A 15,305-nucleotide genomic window follows, 5' to 3' on the forward strand; every position below is an offset into this window, starting at 1 on the left:
TTCACCGCATCCGCTCAGCCCGGGATCAGTCCGTCGTCCTTGAGCATCGCCTTGACTTCCTCGAGCGTGGCGTCGGCGGCGGGCAGGATCAGCTCCGACGGTTCGAGCGAGTCGTCGGGCAGCGGCTCCCCCGCCGAGCGCACCGCGTCGAGCAGCGTGCTGAACGTCCGCCGGAAGTGGTCCTGCTCGCCGCCCTCGATGGCGGCCAGCAGTTCGTCGTCCAGCTCGTTGAGTCCGGGCAGCCGCTCGTCGGAAACCCGCACCTGCCCCTCCCCCATGATCCGTACGATCATGACGACCTCCTCAGGAGACCTCGCCCGGGCAGGGGCGCGGGCTAGTGCTTGTCGAACTTGTGGCTGTTGGGGGACTGCTCGGCCTGGTCCTTCTGGCCGCTCTCGATCGCCTGCTGCGGGCCGCCGCCGGCCAGCTCGGCCTTCATCCGCTGAAGCTCAAGCTCCACATCCGTCCCACCGGAGATCCGGTCGAGCTCGGCGGCGATGTCGTCCTTGGCCATGCCGGACTGGTCGTCGAGCGCGCCGGAGGCCAGCAGCTCGTCGATCGCGCCCGCGCGCGCCTGGAGCTGCGCGGTCTTGTCCTCGGCACGCTGGATCGCCATGCCGACGTCGCCCATCTCCTCGGAGATGCCGGAGAACGCCTCACCGATGCGGGTCTGTGCCTGGGCCGCGGTGTAGGTGGCCTTGATGGTCTCCTTGCGCGTACGGAACGCGTCGACCTTGGCCTGCAGCCGCTGCGCGGCGAGCGTCAGCTTCTCCTCCTCGCCCTGCAGCGTCTGGTGCTGCGTCTCCAGGTCGGTGACCTGCTGCTGCAGTGCCGCGCGTCGGGAGAGCGCCTCGCGGGCAAGGTCCTCACGGCCGAGCGCGAGCGCCTTGCGGCCCTGGTCCTCCAGCTTGGTGGACTGGCCCTGCAACTGGTTCAGCTGCAGCTCCAGACGCTTGCGGGAGGTCGCCACGTCGGCGACGCCGCGACGCACCTTCTGCAGCAGCTCAAGCTGTTTCTGGTACGAGTAGTCAAGAGTCTCGCGCGGGTCCTCGGCCCGGTCCAGGGCCTTGTTGGCCTTCGCGCGGAAGATCATCCCCATACGCTTCATGACACCGCTCATGGGCCTCGCGCGCCCCCTTCTGGCTGACGGACTCGGTACTCCGGCACTTCAGACCCAGCCTACGGGCCCTGCTTCCATTACCGCACTGTTCGGCCGCGCTCGGGCTCCTCCTGCAGGACGATCGGGAGGCGGGAGCCTCCGGCGCAAGGAGGAGTGTGACCCCTGTGTCCCGATACGGCGGGGATGCCGTTGCCGGATCGTTCCCACTGAGGCTGGGGCGCAACCCCGCCAACCCGTACCCTTGGTCTTTGTGTTCCGAAGCCGTTCCAAGGATGAGCAGGCCGCCACCTCCAAGGTGACCGCGGACCAGCCGCAGCAGACCCGTGACCCGCAGGCGCCCAAGGGCCGCCCCACTCCCAAGCGCAGTGTGGCCCAGTCCCAGCGCCGCAGCCTGGCGACGACGCCGGCCAACCGCAAGGACGCCGCCAAGCGTCAGCGGGAGGCCCGCCGCGCCGATCTCTCCCGCCAGCGCGAGGCGCTGGCCAGCGGTGACGAGCGCTATCTGCCCGCCCGAGACAAGGGCCCGGTGCGGCGCTTCGCCCGTGACTTCGTGGACTCGCGGTTCTCGATCGCGGAGTTCTTCCTGCCGCTCGCGGTGGTCATCCTCGTCCTCAGCATGATCCGGGCCGGCGCCATGCAGAGCTACGTGCTGCTGCTGTGGATGGTCGTCATCGTCCTGATCGTGATCAACTCCATCGTCCTCGGCTTCCAGCTCAAGCGGCAGCTGCGCAAGCGGTTCCCCGACGAGAATCTGCGCGGCGCGGTGGCGTACGCCCTGATGCGTACCCTCCAGATGCGCCGACTGCGGCTCCCCAAGCCGCAGGTCAAGCGCGGAGAGCGGCCCTGAGCGGCCGACCTTCCGGCTTCGCCGGCGGGGCGGCCGACTGGCTCGGCCACCTCGGAGGGTTACGGAACACGCTCAGGCAGGCGCTGGTCGCCCACCAGCTCGATGAGCAGATCACCGCGCGCTATCCGGTCGGACAGCGGCTGCGGGTGCTCGATGTCGGCCCCGGCCAGGGCACCCAGGCCCTGCGGCTGGCCCGCGCGGGCCACGAGGTGACCGGGCTCGAGTGCGACCCCACGATGCTGGAGGCGGTCCGCGCCGTGCTCGCCGACGAGCCCGAGGGCATCCGCGAGCGGTTCCGGCTGATCGAGGGCGACGGCCGGGACACCGGTGCGCACTTCCTGCCGGGCGCCTTCGATGTGGTGCTCTGCCACGGCGTACTGATGTACGCACCCGAACCGGATCCGCTGCTCGCCGGCCTCGCCCGCGTGCTCGCGCCGGGCGGTCTGCTCTCCCTCCTCGTACGGAACGCCGACGCGCTCGCCATGCGGCCCGGCCTCGCCGGGGACTGGGAGACGGCGCTCAGCGCCTTCGATTCCCCCGTGTACACCAACCGGATCGGACTGCGGGTCCGCGCCGACCGGCGCGAGGAGCTGACCACGACCCTGACCGCGATCGGCGCGCCGCTGCACGCCTGGTACGGGGTGCGGGTCTTCACCGACCAGGCCCCGAGCACCGAGCCGCTCCCGCCGTCCCCCGAGTGGGACCGGCTGCTGGCGGCCGAGGAGCGGGCTGGGCGCACCGATCCGTATCGCGCGGTGGCGGCCCTGCTGCATCTGTGCGGGGTGCGCGGCTGACGTGAGAGGTACCCGGCTGACGTGCGGCGCGTGCGGGGTACCCGGCTGACGTGCGGCGTAGCGGCTGACGTGCGAGCACCGAGCCGCTCCCGCCGTCCCCCGAGTGGGACCGGCTGCCGGCGGCCGAGGAGCGGGCCGGGCGCACCGATCCGTATCGCGCGGTGGCGGCCCTGCTGCATCTGTACGGGGTGCGCGGCTGACGTGAGAGGTACCGGCTGACGTGCGGCGTACGCGGCTGACCGCGGGTACGCGGCTGACGCGGGGTGGCGGCTGACCGCCGGTACGCGGCTGACGCGGGGTGGCGGCAGTGCCGCCACCCCGCCCGGGACCTACTCCGCCCGCAGACTCATCGGGCCGTAGATCTTCGAACCGTCCTCGAAGAGGGTCACCTGCTCCGCCCCTCCGTCGAGGAGCGCCCGCCACTCCTCACCGATCCACGACTCCGCGTCCCCCTGGGTCGGGAACTCCTCCGGCTGCACCGCGGGCTTCGTCTCCGACCCGTCGGACTTCTCGAACCGCCACGTCCACGCCATGTTCGCCTCCTCCATCCCACCGGTCCACACCTGATACCTGCCCGATATCTGCCCCGCAGCCTAGGCGACTGATCAACCCTTGGGGGTGGCCCCGCGCGACCGGCCCCGGCGGACGCGAGACGATCGGGACGTGGAACTCACTCTTCTGGGCACCGGGGCCCCCGACGGGCTGCCCCGCCACGGCTGCCCCTGCGCGGCCTGCGCCACCGCCGTCGGCGACGAGGCACGCGCCGCGACGGCACTCCTGATCGACGGCGCGCTGCTGCTCGACCTCACCCCGGGGGCCGCCTTCGCCGCCGCGCGGGCCGGGTATTCGCTGGTCGGCGTGCGGCAGGTGCTCCTGTCGCATCCGCACGCGGGCCCGGCCGTCGAGTTCCCCGCCGGCCTGCCGGCCCCCGGGCGGGTACCGGACGGCCGTGAGCTCTCCCTGATCAGCGGCCACCGGGTGCGGGCCGCCGCACTGGACTCCCCCGGCACGGGCTACGACGTCACCGGACCCGACGGCACCCGCCTCCTGTACCTCCCGCCGGGCGCCGCCCCCGCGGGGATCATCGAGCAGGCCGAGCCGTACGACATGGTCCTGCTCGACGTCCTCGGTCGCCCCGATGCCCTGGCCCGGCTGCGGGCGAGCGGGGCGGTGGGCACGACCACCGACGTGCTCGCCGTCCATATCGACCACACCGTCCCGCCCGGCCGCGAACTCCACCGCCGCCTCGCCACGGCCGGCGCACGGGCCGTCCCGGACGGACAGACCGTCATCGTCGGCGAGTACCACGCGGTGCCCGATCTGCCACGGCGCACACTCGTCCTGGGCGGCGCGCGCTCCGGCAAGTCCCTTGAGGCCGAACGGCGGCTCGCCGCCTTCCCCGACGTGCTGTACGTCGCCACCGGCGGCACCCGTGACGGCGACCCCGAATGGGCCGCCCGCATCGCCGCCCACCGCGACCGCCGCCCCGGCTCCTGGCGCACCACCGAAACCTGCGACCTGGCGCCGCTCCTGGCCGACGACGGCCCGCCGCTGCTCGTCGACTGCCTTGCCCTGTGGCTCACCGACGCGATGGACTCCGTCGGTGCCTGGGACGACGGAGAGTGGGCCCACGGTGGCGAACGCGCCCTCCACGACCGCGTCACCGAGCTCGTCACCGCCCTGCGCACCACGTCCCGCACGGTGGTGGCGGTCAGCAACGAGGTCGGCGCGGGCGTCGTCCCGGCCACGGCCGCGGGGCGTCGCTTCCGCGACGAACTCGGCCGCCTGAATGCGGCGTTCGCCGCCGAGTGCGAACAGGTGCTCCTCGTCGTGGCCGGTCAGGCGTTGCCGCTTCGCGGCTAGGTCCCGCGCCGGACGGGCTGGCTCGACCCCGTGCCCGGCCCGGTAGGGTTCGGCGCGTGAGTGGTCTGAATCTCGATGACTTCGCCGACCTGATCGAGCGCCCCGACGGTGGCATCCGGCGCGACGCCGAGGAGCGCCGGGAGCGGCTCGCGGTGCCGTCCGGTGCGCTCGGGCGGCTGGACGAGCTGAGCGAGTGGCTGGCCGCCGCTCAGCAGCGGGTGCCGGTCAAGCCCATCGAGCAGCCCCGTGTGATCCTCTTCGCGGGCGACCACGGCGTCGCCGACCTCGGCGTCTCCGCCCGCCCCGCCCGGAGCGCCCACCGCCTCGTACGCGCCGCCCTCGACGGCGCGAGCCCCGCCGCGATCCTCGCCCGCCGCCTGGGCGTCCCGCTCCGCGTCATCGACATGGCGCTGGACTGCGACCCGGCCGGCCTCCCCGACGAGGTCACCCGGCATCGGGTGCGCCGCGGCTCGGGCCGGCTCGACATCGAGGACGCGCTCACTTCCGAGGAGGCCGAGCAGGCCTTCCGGACCGGTATGGCCATCGCCGACGAGGAGGCGGACGCGGGCACGGATCTCCTTGTCCTCGGCGACCTCAGCGTCGGCGGCACGACGGCCGCGGCCACCCTGATCGCCGCGCTGTGCGGTACGGACGCGTCCGTGGTGACGGGCCGCGGCGGGGCCGGTATCGACGACCTGGCCTGGATGCGCAAGTGCGCGGCGATTCGCGACGGGCTGCGCCGGGCGCGCCCGGTGCTCGGCGATCAGCTCCAGCTGCTGGCCACCGTCGGCGGGGCCGACCTCGCGGCGATCACGGGCTTTCTGCTCCAGAGCGCCGTGCGCCGTACCCCCGTGATCCTCGACGGAGTCGTCTCGGCGGCGTGCGCGCTGGTCGGGCAGCGGGTGGCATTCCGCGCGCCGGACTGGTGGCTGGCCGGCCAGGCTTGCGGTGAGCCGGGGCAGGAGAAGGCGCTTGACCGGATCGCGCTCACCCCGCTGCTCGACCACGGCGTCACTGTGGGCGAGGGGACCGGGGCGCTGCTCGCCCTGCCACTGGTGCAGGCGGCCGCGGCCCTGGCGGCAGAGCTGCCCGAGCGCGACGATTGATCTCGACGCGTTCTGGCCACGTCCGACATGACGACCGACCGCTCCGGACATAGGGCACGCATACGCCCGAACCGCTGGTTATCGCCTCACCCCTCATATGCTCGACTTTGATGGGAGAGGAAGAGGTCCACGTGCTCCGGCAACCCACACCGCTCAAGGACACCTGGTCACCGCGCGCCGCCGTGTTCGCCGTCTGGTATCTCCGCATCGTCGCCTTCATCAATCTGCTCGGCGCGGTGTGGGTGTCGTTCGGCAATGACATCAAACGGCACAACATCGATGAGTACTTCACCCCGTACCTCCTCACCGCGGGCTTCTTCTCCGGCGCCTTCTCGATGTTCCTGGCGATCACCATGCGCCGGCACAAGCGCGCGGCCTGGATCCTCAACCTCGTCCTGGGCGCGCTGACCCTGGCCCTGCTCGCCCTCGCGATGACCTGGGCCCCGGCCCGGCGCCATCCACAGAACTGGATCTCGCTGGCGTTCACCGCGGCGTTCGTCGGCGCGCTGCTCATCGGGCGCCGGGAGTTCTACGCCAAGGGGGACCGTTCGAACCCCCGGCTGGCGGCGGCCGTGGCCGTCGGCGGGCTGCTGATCGGCTCGCTGCTCGCCGCCGGGCTGGTCACGATCACCAACACCGCGCCCGACGACTACCGTGCCGGCTTCCTGGAGCGCTGGCACTACGGGGTGTTGCGGCTGATCTCACTGGCGACCGTGGAGGGCCACTTCCAGGGGATCTCCACGCCCGGCTGGGCCAACGTGATCATCAACATCATGAGCACGGCGCTGCTGCTGCTCGTCCTGTACGCGGCCTTCCGCTCCCGCCGCGCCGTCGACCCGATCTCCCCGGACGACGAGAGCCGGCTGCGCGCGCTGCTGGACCGGCACGGCGAACGCGACTCGCTCGGCTACTTCGCGCTGCGCCACGACAAGAGCGCCGTATGGTCGCCGTCCGGCAAGTCGGCCGTGACGTACCGGGTGGTGGGCGGGGTGTCACTGGCCTCCGGGGACCCGCTCGGCGACCCCGAGGCATGGCCGGGCGCGATCGACCGATGGCTGACCGAGGCGCGCGAACACGGCTGGATCCCGGCGGTCATGGGCGCCGGCGAGGAGGGCGGCACCGTCTACGCCCGGCATGGCCTGGACGCGCTGGAACTCGGCGACGAGGCGCTCGTGGACACCGAGGAATTCACCCTGGAGGGGCGGGCGATGCGCACCGTCCGCCAGGCGTACAACCGGATCAAGCGGGCGGGCTATACGGTCTCCATCCGCCGCCACGAGGACATCCCCGAGGCGGAGATGGCCGAGTTGCTGCGGCTCGCCGACCACTGGCGCGACGGCGAGACCGAGCGCGGCTTCTCGATGGCGCTCGGCCGGCTCGGCGATCCCCGCGACGGCCGCTGCGTCATGCTCGTGTCCACCGACGGGGAAGGCAGGCCACGGGCGCTGCTCAGCTTCGTCCCCTGGGGCCCGCACGGGCTGTCGCTCGATCTGATGCGGCGGGACCGGGACTCCGAGAACGGGTTGGTGGAGTTCATGGTGCTGGAGCTGATCCAGCGCGCGAAGGAGGTCGGCGTCCACCAGATCTCGCTGAATTTCGCCATGTTCCGGTCCGTCTTCGAGCGCGGGTCGCGGCTCGGCGCGGGCCCCGTCCTGCGGTTGTGGCGCTCACTGCTCAGTTTCTTCTCCCGCTGGTGGCAGATCGAGTCGCTCTACCGCGCCAACGCCAAGTACCGGCCGATCTGGGAGCCCCGCTATCTGCTCTTCGAGAAGAGCACCGATCTGCCGCGGATCGCCATCGCCAGCGCCCGCGCGGAGGGGTTCCTGGAGGCGCCCGGGCTGCCGAAGTGGCTGAACCGGAAACATCTGGAGACCGCCGCGAGCCGCCACACCGACCGCGCACGCGTCACCGGCTGAGCCCTGTGCTACCGCCGTGTGCTGACGCCGTGTGCTGACGCCGTGCGCTGACGCCGTGTGCTGACGCCGCGTCAGGACTCGGTGAACCCGCCGATCCAGTCCTGAAGCCGCCGTCGCACCTGGTTCCAGCGCGCGTCATGGCGCTCGGCGCGGGTCCGGGCCTCCGCGGCGGCCCGGGGCCGGCGGCGGTAGAAGCGCCGGGCCCACGGCGATCCGGGGCGCGCCAGCCGTACGGCGCCGACAATCGCCACGACGGGCACCAGCACCCCGACCACCGCGATCCGCAGCTTCCCCTTGACCAGCGCGAACAGGGCGAACGCGAAATTGACGACGATCTCCGCGACCACGACCGCGCGGTTGCCGCGCTCAGCGGCGGACACCTCGTTCACCCCGAACGGCAGAAAGCCGCTGAGCAGCAGGGCCACCAGCGACGCGGTGATGACCACGACCTCGACGCTCTGGCGCCCCTGCTCGGACCAGTACACGTCGTGCAGATGGAGAATCAGCGCGAACTCATCGAGCACGAGCCCCGCGCCCACCCCGAAGAGCACCGCCGAGATCACCGCCCCGATCCCCTGCCGCCCGCTCGCGATGGCGCCGAACCCGCCGATGACGGTGAGCACGACACCGGGGACGACATGGTGGATGTGCAGGCCACCCGGGGTGATGTCGCGGAACGGGCCCTTGCCCGCCTTGATCATCCGGGTGATGGTCCGCGTGGCCGCGAACGAGAGGATGAACGAGGCCAGAGCCAGGAGCAGCGGCAGCTTGCCGGGCTCGATGATGTTCCGCTCCAACCAGTGGCCCATGGCCTTTCAGGGTGCGCGATACCCTGCGGCGCGATGGACACCACGCCGGAGCAGTCCCCCGAACACCAGCCGCCGCCCCCCGGCCATCCGCCGCCCCCCGGCCATGGCCCGCGGGCGTCATGGAGCGACGGAGTCCGCTTCGCCTTCGGCACGCTGACTGTGCTGCCCGTACGGGTGGCGCGCTGGGACCGGGAGGCGGCGCGCGCCGGAATGCTGTGCGCCCCGCTGGCCGGGCTCATCGTCGGGCTGTGCGCGGGCGCGGTGGGCGGGGCGCTGCTGTTCCTCGGCACGGGCGCGCCGCTGGCGGCGGTCGCCACCGTCGCCGTACCCGCGGTACTGACCCGCGGTCTCCACCTCGACGGACTCGCCGACACCGCCGACGGCCTCGGCAGCGGCAAGCCGGCCGAGGACGCGCTGCGCATCATGAAGCGGTCGGACATCGGACCGTTCGGTGTCATCACCCTGCTGCTCGTCCTGCTCGGCCAGGTCGCGGCACTGGACCGGCTGTACGGGGCGGGCTGGGCGCACGGCGTGGTCGCGGCGGCCGTCTCCGGCGTCGCCGCCCGCTGCGTCCTGACCCTCGCGGCCCGGGACGGCGTCCCGGCGGCGCGTCCGGAGGGGCTCGGTGCGGCGGTGGCGGGGGCCGTGCCGGTGCGGTCCGCGGCTGTCGTGGTGGCGGGGGCCGTGGCGGTGTGCGCGGCGATGGCCCTGCCGCTGGGCCCGTACGCCGTCCTGCGCCCCGCCCTGGCCTGTGTCGCCGCCCTGACCGCCGCCGAGCTGCTCCTTCACCACTGCCGCCGCCGTCTGGCCGGGGTGACGGGCGATGTCTTCGGCGCCCTGGCGGAAACGGCCGCCACGGTGGCCTTGACCGTTCTCACCTTCGGCTGACCGCCCGGGGGCGCGGTCGGTCAGCGGTGGGGAGCCGGGGGCTGGGCCTCGGGGCGGTGCACCCACCGCAGGTGCCCGGTCGCGCCCCGTGGGCGAACCGAGCCTGAGAGGGTGGGCATACGATGCGGACGGGCGCGGCCAACGTCGGCCGACGAACTACCGGAAGAGGGACCCGACCACTGTGACTGCACTGACTCTCAGCACCTCGTCCGCCGCGACACTGCGCGCGGACGCCGTCGTCGTCGGCGTGGCGAAGGGGGCCAAGGGCCCCGTCGTCGCCGTCGGCGCCGAGGCCGTGGACAAGGCGTTCGGCGGGAAGCTGGCCGCCACGTTGGAGACGCTCGGCGCGACGGGCGCCGAGGGCGAGGTGACGAAGCTGCCCGCCGCCTCCGGTCTCAAGGCCCCGGTCGTGCTGGCGGTCGGGCTGGGCGAGGTTCCGGCCAAGGGCGACGGCTACGAAGCGGAGACGCTGCGCCGGGCGGCGGGCGCGGCGGCCCGCGCGCTGGCCGGTTCGAAGAAGGGCGCGTTCGCGCTGCCGGTCGAGGACGCGGCGGCGGCCGCCGCTGTCGCCGAGGGCGCGCTGCTGGGCGCGTACACGTACGACAAGGGCAACGGGGACGCCAGGGACGACAAGAAGAAGAACAACGGCCCCCTCGCCGAGGTCACGGTGCTCGGCGGCAAGCCGCGCGACAAGGCGTACAAGGCGGCGGCCGAGCGCGCCACGGCCGTGGCCGCCGAGGTGAACCGGGCCCGGGACCTGATCAACGCCCCGGCCAATGTCCTCACCCCGGCCTCCTTCGCGGTTACCGCGGTCGCGGCTGCGAAGGAGCACGGACTGAAGTCCGAGGTGCTGGACGAGAAGGCGCTGAAGAAGGGCGGCTACGGCGGCATCCTCGGCGTGGGCCAGGGTTCGGAGAACCCGCCGCGGCTGGTGCGGATCGGCTACACCCACCCGAAGGCCGAGAAGACGATCGCGCTGATCGGCAAGGGCATCACCTATGACTCGGGTGGTATCTCGCTCAAGCCGGCCGGTCACAACGAGACGATGAAGTGCGACATGAGCGGCGCCGCCGCCGTGTTCGCGGCGGTCGTGGCGGCGGCCAAGCTGGGGCTGCGGGTGAATCTGACCGGTTGGCTGGCGCTGGCGGAGAACATGCCGTCGGGTTCGGCCATCCGGCCGGGCGATGTGCTGTCGATGTACGGCGGCAAGACCGTCGAGGTGCTGAACACCGACGCCGAGGGCCGGCTGGTACTGGCCGACGCGATCACTCGCGCCGGGGAGGAGAAGCCGGACGCGATCGTGGACGTGGCGACGCTGACCGGTGCGATGGTCCTCGCGCTGGGCCACCGCACGTTCGGGGTCATGGCGAACGACGAGGCGTTCCGTACGGCGCTGCACGAGACCGCGGAGGAGGCCGGGGAGCAGTCCTGGCCGATGCCGCTGCCGTCGCATCTGCGCAAGAGCATGGACTCGCCGGTCGCGGATCTGGCGAACATGGGTGAGCGGATGGGCGGTGGTCTGGTGGCCGGTCTCTTCCTGAAGGAATTCGTGAAGGACGGCATCACCTGGGGTCACCTGGACATCGCGGGTCCGGCGTTCAATGAGTCGGGTCCGTTCGGCTACACCCCGAAGGGCGGCACGGGCAGCGCGGTCCGCACGCTGGTACGGCTCGCCGAGCGCACCGCGGCGGGCGATCTGGGCTGAGGCCGGGCCGAGGACGAACCGCCGATTTCGCCGTCAACGAAATCGGCGGGGTCCCCCGTACCGGCTACGCAGGAGTAACCCCTGAACTGGGATCTGGAGATATCTCACACATCGGCCCCGCGTCCCGTCCACTGTCAACAAGTGCGAAGATGTTGTCCCGGCAGGACAGGGCCCCCGACACCAGGGCCGAAGCAGATAGCGGCCGAACACCAGCCGCGCCCGGCCGACCGACGGCCGGCCCCGGCGCACCATGCATGGAGGACGTGACGTGGCGAACGACGCCAGCACCGTTTTCGACCTAGTGATCCTCGGAGGCGGTAGCGGCGGTTACGCCGCTGCCCTGCGCGCGGCGCAGCTGGGTCTGGACGTCGCCCTGATCGAGAAGGACAAGCTGGGCGGCACCTGCCTGCACCGCGGCTGCATCCCCACGAAGGCTTTGCTGCACGCCGGTGAGCTCGCCGACCAGGCCCGCGAGGGCTCGGAATTCGGTGTGAAGACCACCTTCGAAGGCATCGACATCGAGGGTGTGCACAAGTACAAGGACGGCGTGATCTCGGGACTCTACAAGGGTCTGCAGGGTCTGATCGCCTCCCGCAAGGTCACCTATGTGACGGGTGAGGGCCGGCTGTCCTCCCCGACCTCCGTCGATGTGAACGGTGAGCGTTACACCGGCCGCCACATCCTGCTCGCGACCGGCTCGGTGCCGAAGTCCCTGCCGGGCCTGGAGATCGACGGCAACCGGGTCATCTCCTCCGACCACGCGCTGGTGCTCGACCGCGTGCCGAAGTCCGCGATCGTGCTGGGCGGCGGCGTCATCGGCGTCGAGTTCGCCTCCGCGTGGAAGTCCTTCGGGGCCGACATCACCATCGTCGAGGCGCTTCCCCACCTCGTCCCGGTCGAGGACGAGAACAGCTCCAAGCTGCTGGAGCGCGCCTTCCGCAAGCGCGGCATCAACTTCTCCCTCGGCTCCCGCTTCTCGGGCGTCGAGTACACCGCCGACGGCGTCAAGGTCTCGCTGGAGAACGGCAAGACCTTCGAGGCCGAGCTGCTGCTCGTGGCCGTCGGCCGCGGCCCCGTCTCGCAGGGCCTGGGCTACGAGGAGGCCGGGGTCGCCATGGACCGCGGCTATGTCCTCGTCGACGAGTACATGCAGACCAATGTCCCGACCGTCTCCGCCGTCGGTGACCTGGTCCCCACCCTCCAGCTGGCCCACGTCGGCTTCGCCGAGGGCATGCTGGTGGCCGAGCGGCTGGCGGGCCAGAACCCGGTTCCGATCGACTACGACGGCGTGCCGCGGGTGACGTACTGCCACCCCGAGGTCGCCTCCGTCGGCATCACCGAGGCCAAGGCCAAGGAGCTGTACGGCGCGGACAAGGTCGTCGCCCTGAAGTACAACCTCGCGGGCAACGGCAAGAGCAAGATCCTGAAGACCGCGGGCGAGATCAAGCTCGTCCAGGTCCGCGACGGTGCCGTCGTCGGCGTCCACATGGTCGGTGACCGCATGGGCGAGCAGGTCGGCGAGGCCCAGCTGATCTACAACTGGGAGGCGCTGCCGGCCGAGGTCGCGCAGCTCGTCCACGCCCACCCCACGCAGAACGAGGCGCTCGGCGAGGCCCACCTCGCGCTGGCCGGCAAGCCGCTGCACTCCCACGACTAATCACCCCGAGCGCGAACATCCGCACAGATCGTTAAGGAGCAACCGAAAACCATGGCGGTTTCCGTAACCCTGCCGGCGCTCGGCGAGAGCGTGACCGAGGGCACCGTCACCCGCTGGCTCAAGGCCGAAGGTGAGCGCGTCGAGGCCGATGAGCCGCTGCTCGAGGTCTCGACCGACAAGGTCGACACCGAGATCCCGGCCCCATCCGCGGGTGTGCTGACGTCCATCAAGGTGGCCGAGGACGAGACGGTGGAGGTCGGCGCCGAGCTGGCCGTCATCGACGACGGCGAGGGCGCCCCCGCGGCCGAGCCCGCACCGGCGGCCCAGCCCGAGCCCGCCGCGGCCCCCGCCGCCGAGGCCCCGGCCCCGGCCCCCGAGCCGGCCGCGGCCGCTCCGGCCGGTGGCGCCGAGGGCACCGATGTCGTCCTGCCCGCGCTGGGCGAGTCGGTGACCGAGGGCACCGTCACCCGCTGGCTCAAGGAGGTCGGCGAGTCGGTCGAGGCCGACGAGCCGCTGCTCGAGGTCTCCACCGACAAGGTCGACACCGAGATCCCCGCCCCGGCCGCGGGCACCCTGCTCGAGATCCTGGTCGCCGAGGACGAGACCGCCGAGGTCGGCGCCAAGCTCGCCGTGATCGGTACGGCCACTCAGGGGGCTGCCGCTCCGGCCGCCGCGCCCGCCCCGGCTCCGGCGGAGGCCCCGGCCCCCGAGCCGGCCAAGGAGGCCCCGGCCCCGCAGGCCCCGAGCGCCCCGGCGCCGCAGGCCGTCACCCCGGAGCCGGTCGCCCCCGAACCGGCCCCGGCCGCTCCGGCGCCCGCCCCGGCCCCGGCGGCCCCGGCCCCGTCCGCGGCGGCCCCGTCGATCCCCGCTCCGACGGCCCCCGAGGCCGAGGGCGCGTACGTCACCCCGCTGGTGCGCAAGCTCGCCGCCGAGAACAACGTGGACCTCTCCACGGTCAAGGGCACCGGCGTGGGCGGCCGCATCCGCAAGCAGGACGTCATCGCCGCCGCCGAGGCCGCCAAGGCCGCGGCCCAGGCCCAGGCCCCGGCCGCCGCCGCGCCGAAGGCCGCCCCGCAGGCGGTGTCCCCGCTGCGCGGCCAGACGGTCAAGATGCCGCGGATGCGCAAGGTCATCGGCGACAACATGATGAAGGCGCTGCACAGCCAGGCGCAGCTGACCAGCGTGGTCGAGGTGGACGTCACCAAGGTCATGCGGCTGCGCGCCCAGGCCAAGGAGGCGTTCGCGCAGCGCGAGGGCGTCAAGCTCTCGCCGATGCCGTTCTTCGTGAAGGCCGCCGTCCAGGCGCTGAAGGCCCACCCGGCCATCAACGCCCGGATCAACGACGACGACACCATCACGTACTTCGACGTGGAGAACGTCGGCATCGCGGTGGACACCGAGAAGGGCCTGATGACCCCGGTCATCAAGAACGCGGGCGACCTCAACATCGCCGGTATCGCCCGGAAGACGGCGGAGCTGGCGGGCAAGGTCCGCTCCAGCAAGATCACCCCGGACGAGGTGTCCGGCGCCACCTTCACGGTCAGCAACACCGGCTCGCGCGGTGCGCTGTTCGACACGATCATCGTGCCGCCGAACCAGGTCGCCATCCTGGGCATCGGCGCGACCGTCAAGCGCCCCGTGGTCATCGACCACCCGGAGCTCGGCGAGACCATCGCGGTGCGCGACATGACGTACGTCGCGCTCTCCTACGACCACCGCCTGGTGGACGGCGCCGACGCGGCCCGCTACCTGACGGCCGTCAAGGAGATCCTCGAGGCCGGCGAGTTCGAGGTCGAGCTGGGTCTCTGAGACCTGTGAGGCACCACTGCCGCGCCCCGCACGGTTGGCCGTGCGGGGCGCGGTTTTCGCTGCCGCGATAATGGCCGCAGTTCACCGCTGGTCCCGAAGGAGCGCCCCATGGCCCCGCCCGTCGTCCACTCGCTGCGCGAGCAGATCCGCGAGCACATCGTGGAGGGGATCGTCAGCGGGCGGTGGAAGCCGGGCGAGCGGATCGTGGAGCGGCGGATCGCGACGGAGCTGGAGGTCAGCCAGACGCCCGTCCGGGAGGCGCTGCGCGAGCTGGAGTCGCTGCGGCTGATCGAGTCGGCCCCCAACAAGGGCGTGCGGGTGCGTAATCTGACCGCCTCCGACCTTGAGGAGATCTATCCGGTACGGGCCGGGCTTGAGCAGATGGCCGCCGAGCTGGCGGCGGGCCGGCTGGCCGAGGACACCTCCGCCCTGGAGCCGGAGGTGCGGGCGCTGTACGCGGCGGACCGCGCGGCGGACGGGGAGGCCCAGGTCCGGCACACGGTGGCCTTCCACCGGGAGCTGGTGCGCGCGTCGGGCAACAGCGTGCTGCTGCACACCTGGGAGTCGCTGGGCATCGAGATCTGGACCACGCTGTCCATCCGCTGGCTGGGCACCGTGCAGCAGTCGTACGCCGAGGAGCACCAGGCGGTCGTGAACGCGTTCCGGCGGCGGGATCCGCGGGTGGGCGAACTGGTCAAGGAGCATGTGCTCGGCTGTGCGCCGCGTGCCTGAATCGCGCGCCCAAGGTGTGCACCGCGTGCCTAGTTTCGCGGCACGGAATGCCAATTTCG

At 72.2% G+C, this 15,305-nt stretch carries 14 protein-coding genes and 1 pseudogene; 11 read left to right on the plus strand and 4 right to left on the minus strand.

Annotated elements, in window-relative coordinates:
• Nucleotides 1–14: 14 nt before the first annotated feature.
• The gene (locus ABZU99_RS12870; protein WP_355939103.1) at nt 15–293 is read right to left on the minus strand and encodes a hypothetical protein; all 279 of its coding nucleotides are present in this window, start codon (nt 291–293) and stop codon (nt 15–17) included.
• A gap of 41 nt (nt 294–334) precedes the next feature.
• Nucleotides 335–1,108, minus strand: coding sequence for a PspA/IM30 family protein (locus ABZU99_RS12875; protein WP_355939100.1), 774 nt, complete (start codon nt 1,106–1,108; stop codon nt 335–337).
• A gap of 262 nt (nt 1,109–1,370) precedes the next feature.
• On the opposite strand from ABZU99_RS12875, the gene ABZU99_RS12880 reads away from it, so the two are divergent.
• The 3 genes and pseudogenes from ABZU99_RS12880 to ABZU99_RS12890 form a co-directional block, all read left to right on the plus strand.
• Nucleotides 1,371–1,967: a DUF3043 domain-containing protein gene (locus tag ABZU99_RS12880; RefSeq protein ID WP_355939097.1), complete on the plus strand. Its 597-nt coding sequence runs from the start codon at nt 1,371–1,373 to the stop codon at nt 1,965–1,967.
• Nucleotides 1,968–2,050: 83 nt separating this feature from the next.
• Nucleotides 2,051–2,761, plus strand: a complete 711-nt coding sequence (locus ABZU99_RS12885) for a methyltransferase domain-containing protein (RefSeq protein ID WP_355939819.1) — start codon at nt 2,051–2,053, stop codon at nt 2,759–2,761.
• An 89-nt stretch (nt 2,762–2,850) separates the two neighbouring features.
• Nucleotides 2,851–2,961 (plus strand): annotated as a pseudogene (locus ABZU99_RS12890) (SAM-dependent methyltransferase); the annotation flags it as partial.
• A gap of 129 nt (nt 2,962–3,090) precedes the next feature.
• Here ABZU99_RS12890 and ABZU99_RS12895 read toward each other — a convergent pair.
• On the minus strand, nt 3,091–3,294 hold the full coding sequence (locus tag ABZU99_RS12895) for a hypothetical protein (protein WP_355939095.1): 204 nt from the start codon (nt 3,292–3,294) through the stop codon (nt 3,091–3,093).
• 130 nt (nt 3,295–3,424) lie between these two features.
• On the opposite strand from ABZU99_RS12895, the gene ABZU99_RS12900 reads away from it, so the two are divergent.
• The 3 genes from ABZU99_RS12900 to ABZU99_RS12910 all read left to right on the plus strand — a co-directional run bounded on the left by ABZU99_RS12900 (nt 3,425) and on the right by ABZU99_RS12910 (nt 7,646).
• Entirely contained in the window at nt 3,425–4,624 is a 1,200-nt protein-coding gene (locus ABZU99_RS12900; protein ID WP_355939092.1) for a bifunctional adenosylcobinamide kinase/adenosylcobinamide-phosphate guanylyltransferase, read from the plus strand.
• 65 nt (nt 4,625–4,689) lie between these two features.
• Complete coding sequence (gene cobT, locus ABZU99_RS12905) at nt 4,690–5,730, plus strand: nicotinate-nucleotide--dimethylbenzimidazole phosphoribosyltransferase (RefSeq protein ID WP_355939816.1); 1,041 nt, start codon at nt 4,690–4,692, stop codon at nt 5,728–5,730.
• Nucleotides 5,731–5,840: 110 nt separating this feature from the next.
• On the plus strand, nt 5,841–7,646 hold the full coding sequence (locus ABZU99_RS12910) for a phosphatidylglycerol lysyltransferase domain-containing protein (RefSeq protein WP_356046955.1): 1,806 nt from the start codon (nt 5,841–5,843) through the stop codon (nt 7,644–7,646).
• Nucleotides 7,647–7,717: 71 nt separating this feature from the next.
• Here the strand turns inward: ABZU99_RS12910 and ABZU99_RS12915 are convergent, their stop codons facing one another.
• Nucleotides 7,718–8,455 carry a hypothetical protein gene (locus ABZU99_RS12915; protein WP_355939086.1) on the minus strand — a complete coding sequence of 246 codons (738 nt, stop codon included), beginning with the start codon at nt 8,453–8,455 and terminating at the stop codon, nt 7,718–7,720.
• 33 nt (nt 8,456–8,488) lie between these two features.
• Here ABZU99_RS12915 and ABZU99_RS12920 point away from each other — a divergent pair, with 33 nt between their 5' ends.
• From ABZU99_RS12920 to ABZU99_RS12940, 5 genes are all read left to right on the plus strand, one after another.
• Complete coding sequence (locus ABZU99_RS12920) at nt 8,489–9,343, plus strand: adenosylcobinamide-GDP ribazoletransferase (protein WP_355939083.1); 855 nt, start codon at nt 8,489–8,491, stop codon at nt 9,341–9,343.
• A 181-nt stretch (nt 9,344–9,524) separates the two neighbouring features.
• Nucleotides 9,525–11,048 carry a leucyl aminopeptidase gene (locus tag ABZU99_RS12925; RefSeq protein ID WP_356046953.1) on the plus strand — a complete coding sequence of 508 codons (1,524 nt, stop codon included), beginning with the start codon at nt 9,525–9,527 and terminating at the stop codon, nt 11,046–11,048.
• 268 nt (nt 11,049–11,316) lie between these two features.
• Nucleotides 11,317–12,705, plus strand: coding sequence for a dihydrolipoyl dehydrogenase (gene lpdA / locus ABZU99_RS12930; protein WP_355939077.1), 1,389 nt, complete (start codon nt 11,317–11,319; stop codon nt 12,703–12,705).
• 51 nt (nt 12,706–12,756) lie between these two features.
• Complete coding sequence (gene sucB / locus ABZU99_RS12935; RefSeq protein ID WP_355939074.1) at nt 12,757–14,514, plus strand: 2-oxoglutarate dehydrogenase, E2 component, dihydrolipoamide succinyltransferase; 1,758 nt, start codon at nt 12,757–12,759, stop codon at nt 14,512–14,514.
• Nucleotides 14,515–14,622: 108 nt separating this feature from the next.
• A complete protein-coding gene (locus tag ABZU99_RS12940) occupies nt 14,623–15,246 on the plus strand; it encodes a GntR family transcriptional regulator (RefSeq protein WP_355939071.1) in 624 nt (207 codons plus the stop codon).
• Nucleotides 15,247–15,305: the final 59 nt, after the last annotated feature.

Origin of the sequence: Streptomyces sp. NPDC005266 (genome assembly GCF_040607655.1) — a bacterium.
Taxonomy (GTDB): Bacteria; Actinomycetota; Actinomycetes; order Streptomycetales; family Streptomycetaceae; genus Streptomyces.

Excerpts from the sequence above, each read along its gene's own strand:
- ABZU99_RS12870 (WP_355939103.1), bottom strand. The coding sequence starts at position 293 with ATGATCGTACGGATCATGGGGGAGGGGCAGGTGCGGGTTTCCGACGAG.
- ABZU99_RS12875 (WP_355939100.1), bottom strand. The coding sequence starts at position 1,108 with ATGAAGCGTATGGGGATGATCTTCCGCGCGAAGGCCAACAAGGCCCTG.
- ABZU99_RS12895 (WP_355939095.1), bottom strand. The coding sequence starts at position 3,294 with ATGGCGTGGACGTGGCGGTTCGAGAAGTCCGACGGGTCGGAGACGAAG.
- ABZU99_RS12910 (WP_356046955.1), top strand. The coding sequence starts at position 5,841 with ATGGGAGAGGAAGAGGTCCACGTGCTCCGGCAACCCACACCGCTCAAG.
- ABZU99_RS12915 (WP_355939086.1), bottom strand. The coding sequence starts at position 8,455 with ATGGGCCACTGGTTGGAGCGGAACATCATCGAGCCCGGCAAGCTGCCG.
- ABZU99_RS12920 (WP_355939083.1), top strand. The coding sequence starts at position 8,489 with ATGGACACCACGCCGGAGCAGTCCCCCGAACACCAGCCGCCGCCCCCC.
- sucB (WP_355939074.1), top strand. The coding sequence starts at position 12,757 with ATGGCGGTTTCCGTAACCCTGCCGGCGCTCGGCGAGAGCGTGACCGAG.
- ABZU99_RS12940 (WP_355939071.1), top strand. The coding sequence starts at position 14,623 with ATGGCCCCGCCCGTCGTCCACTCGCTGCGCGAGCAGATCCGCGAGCAC.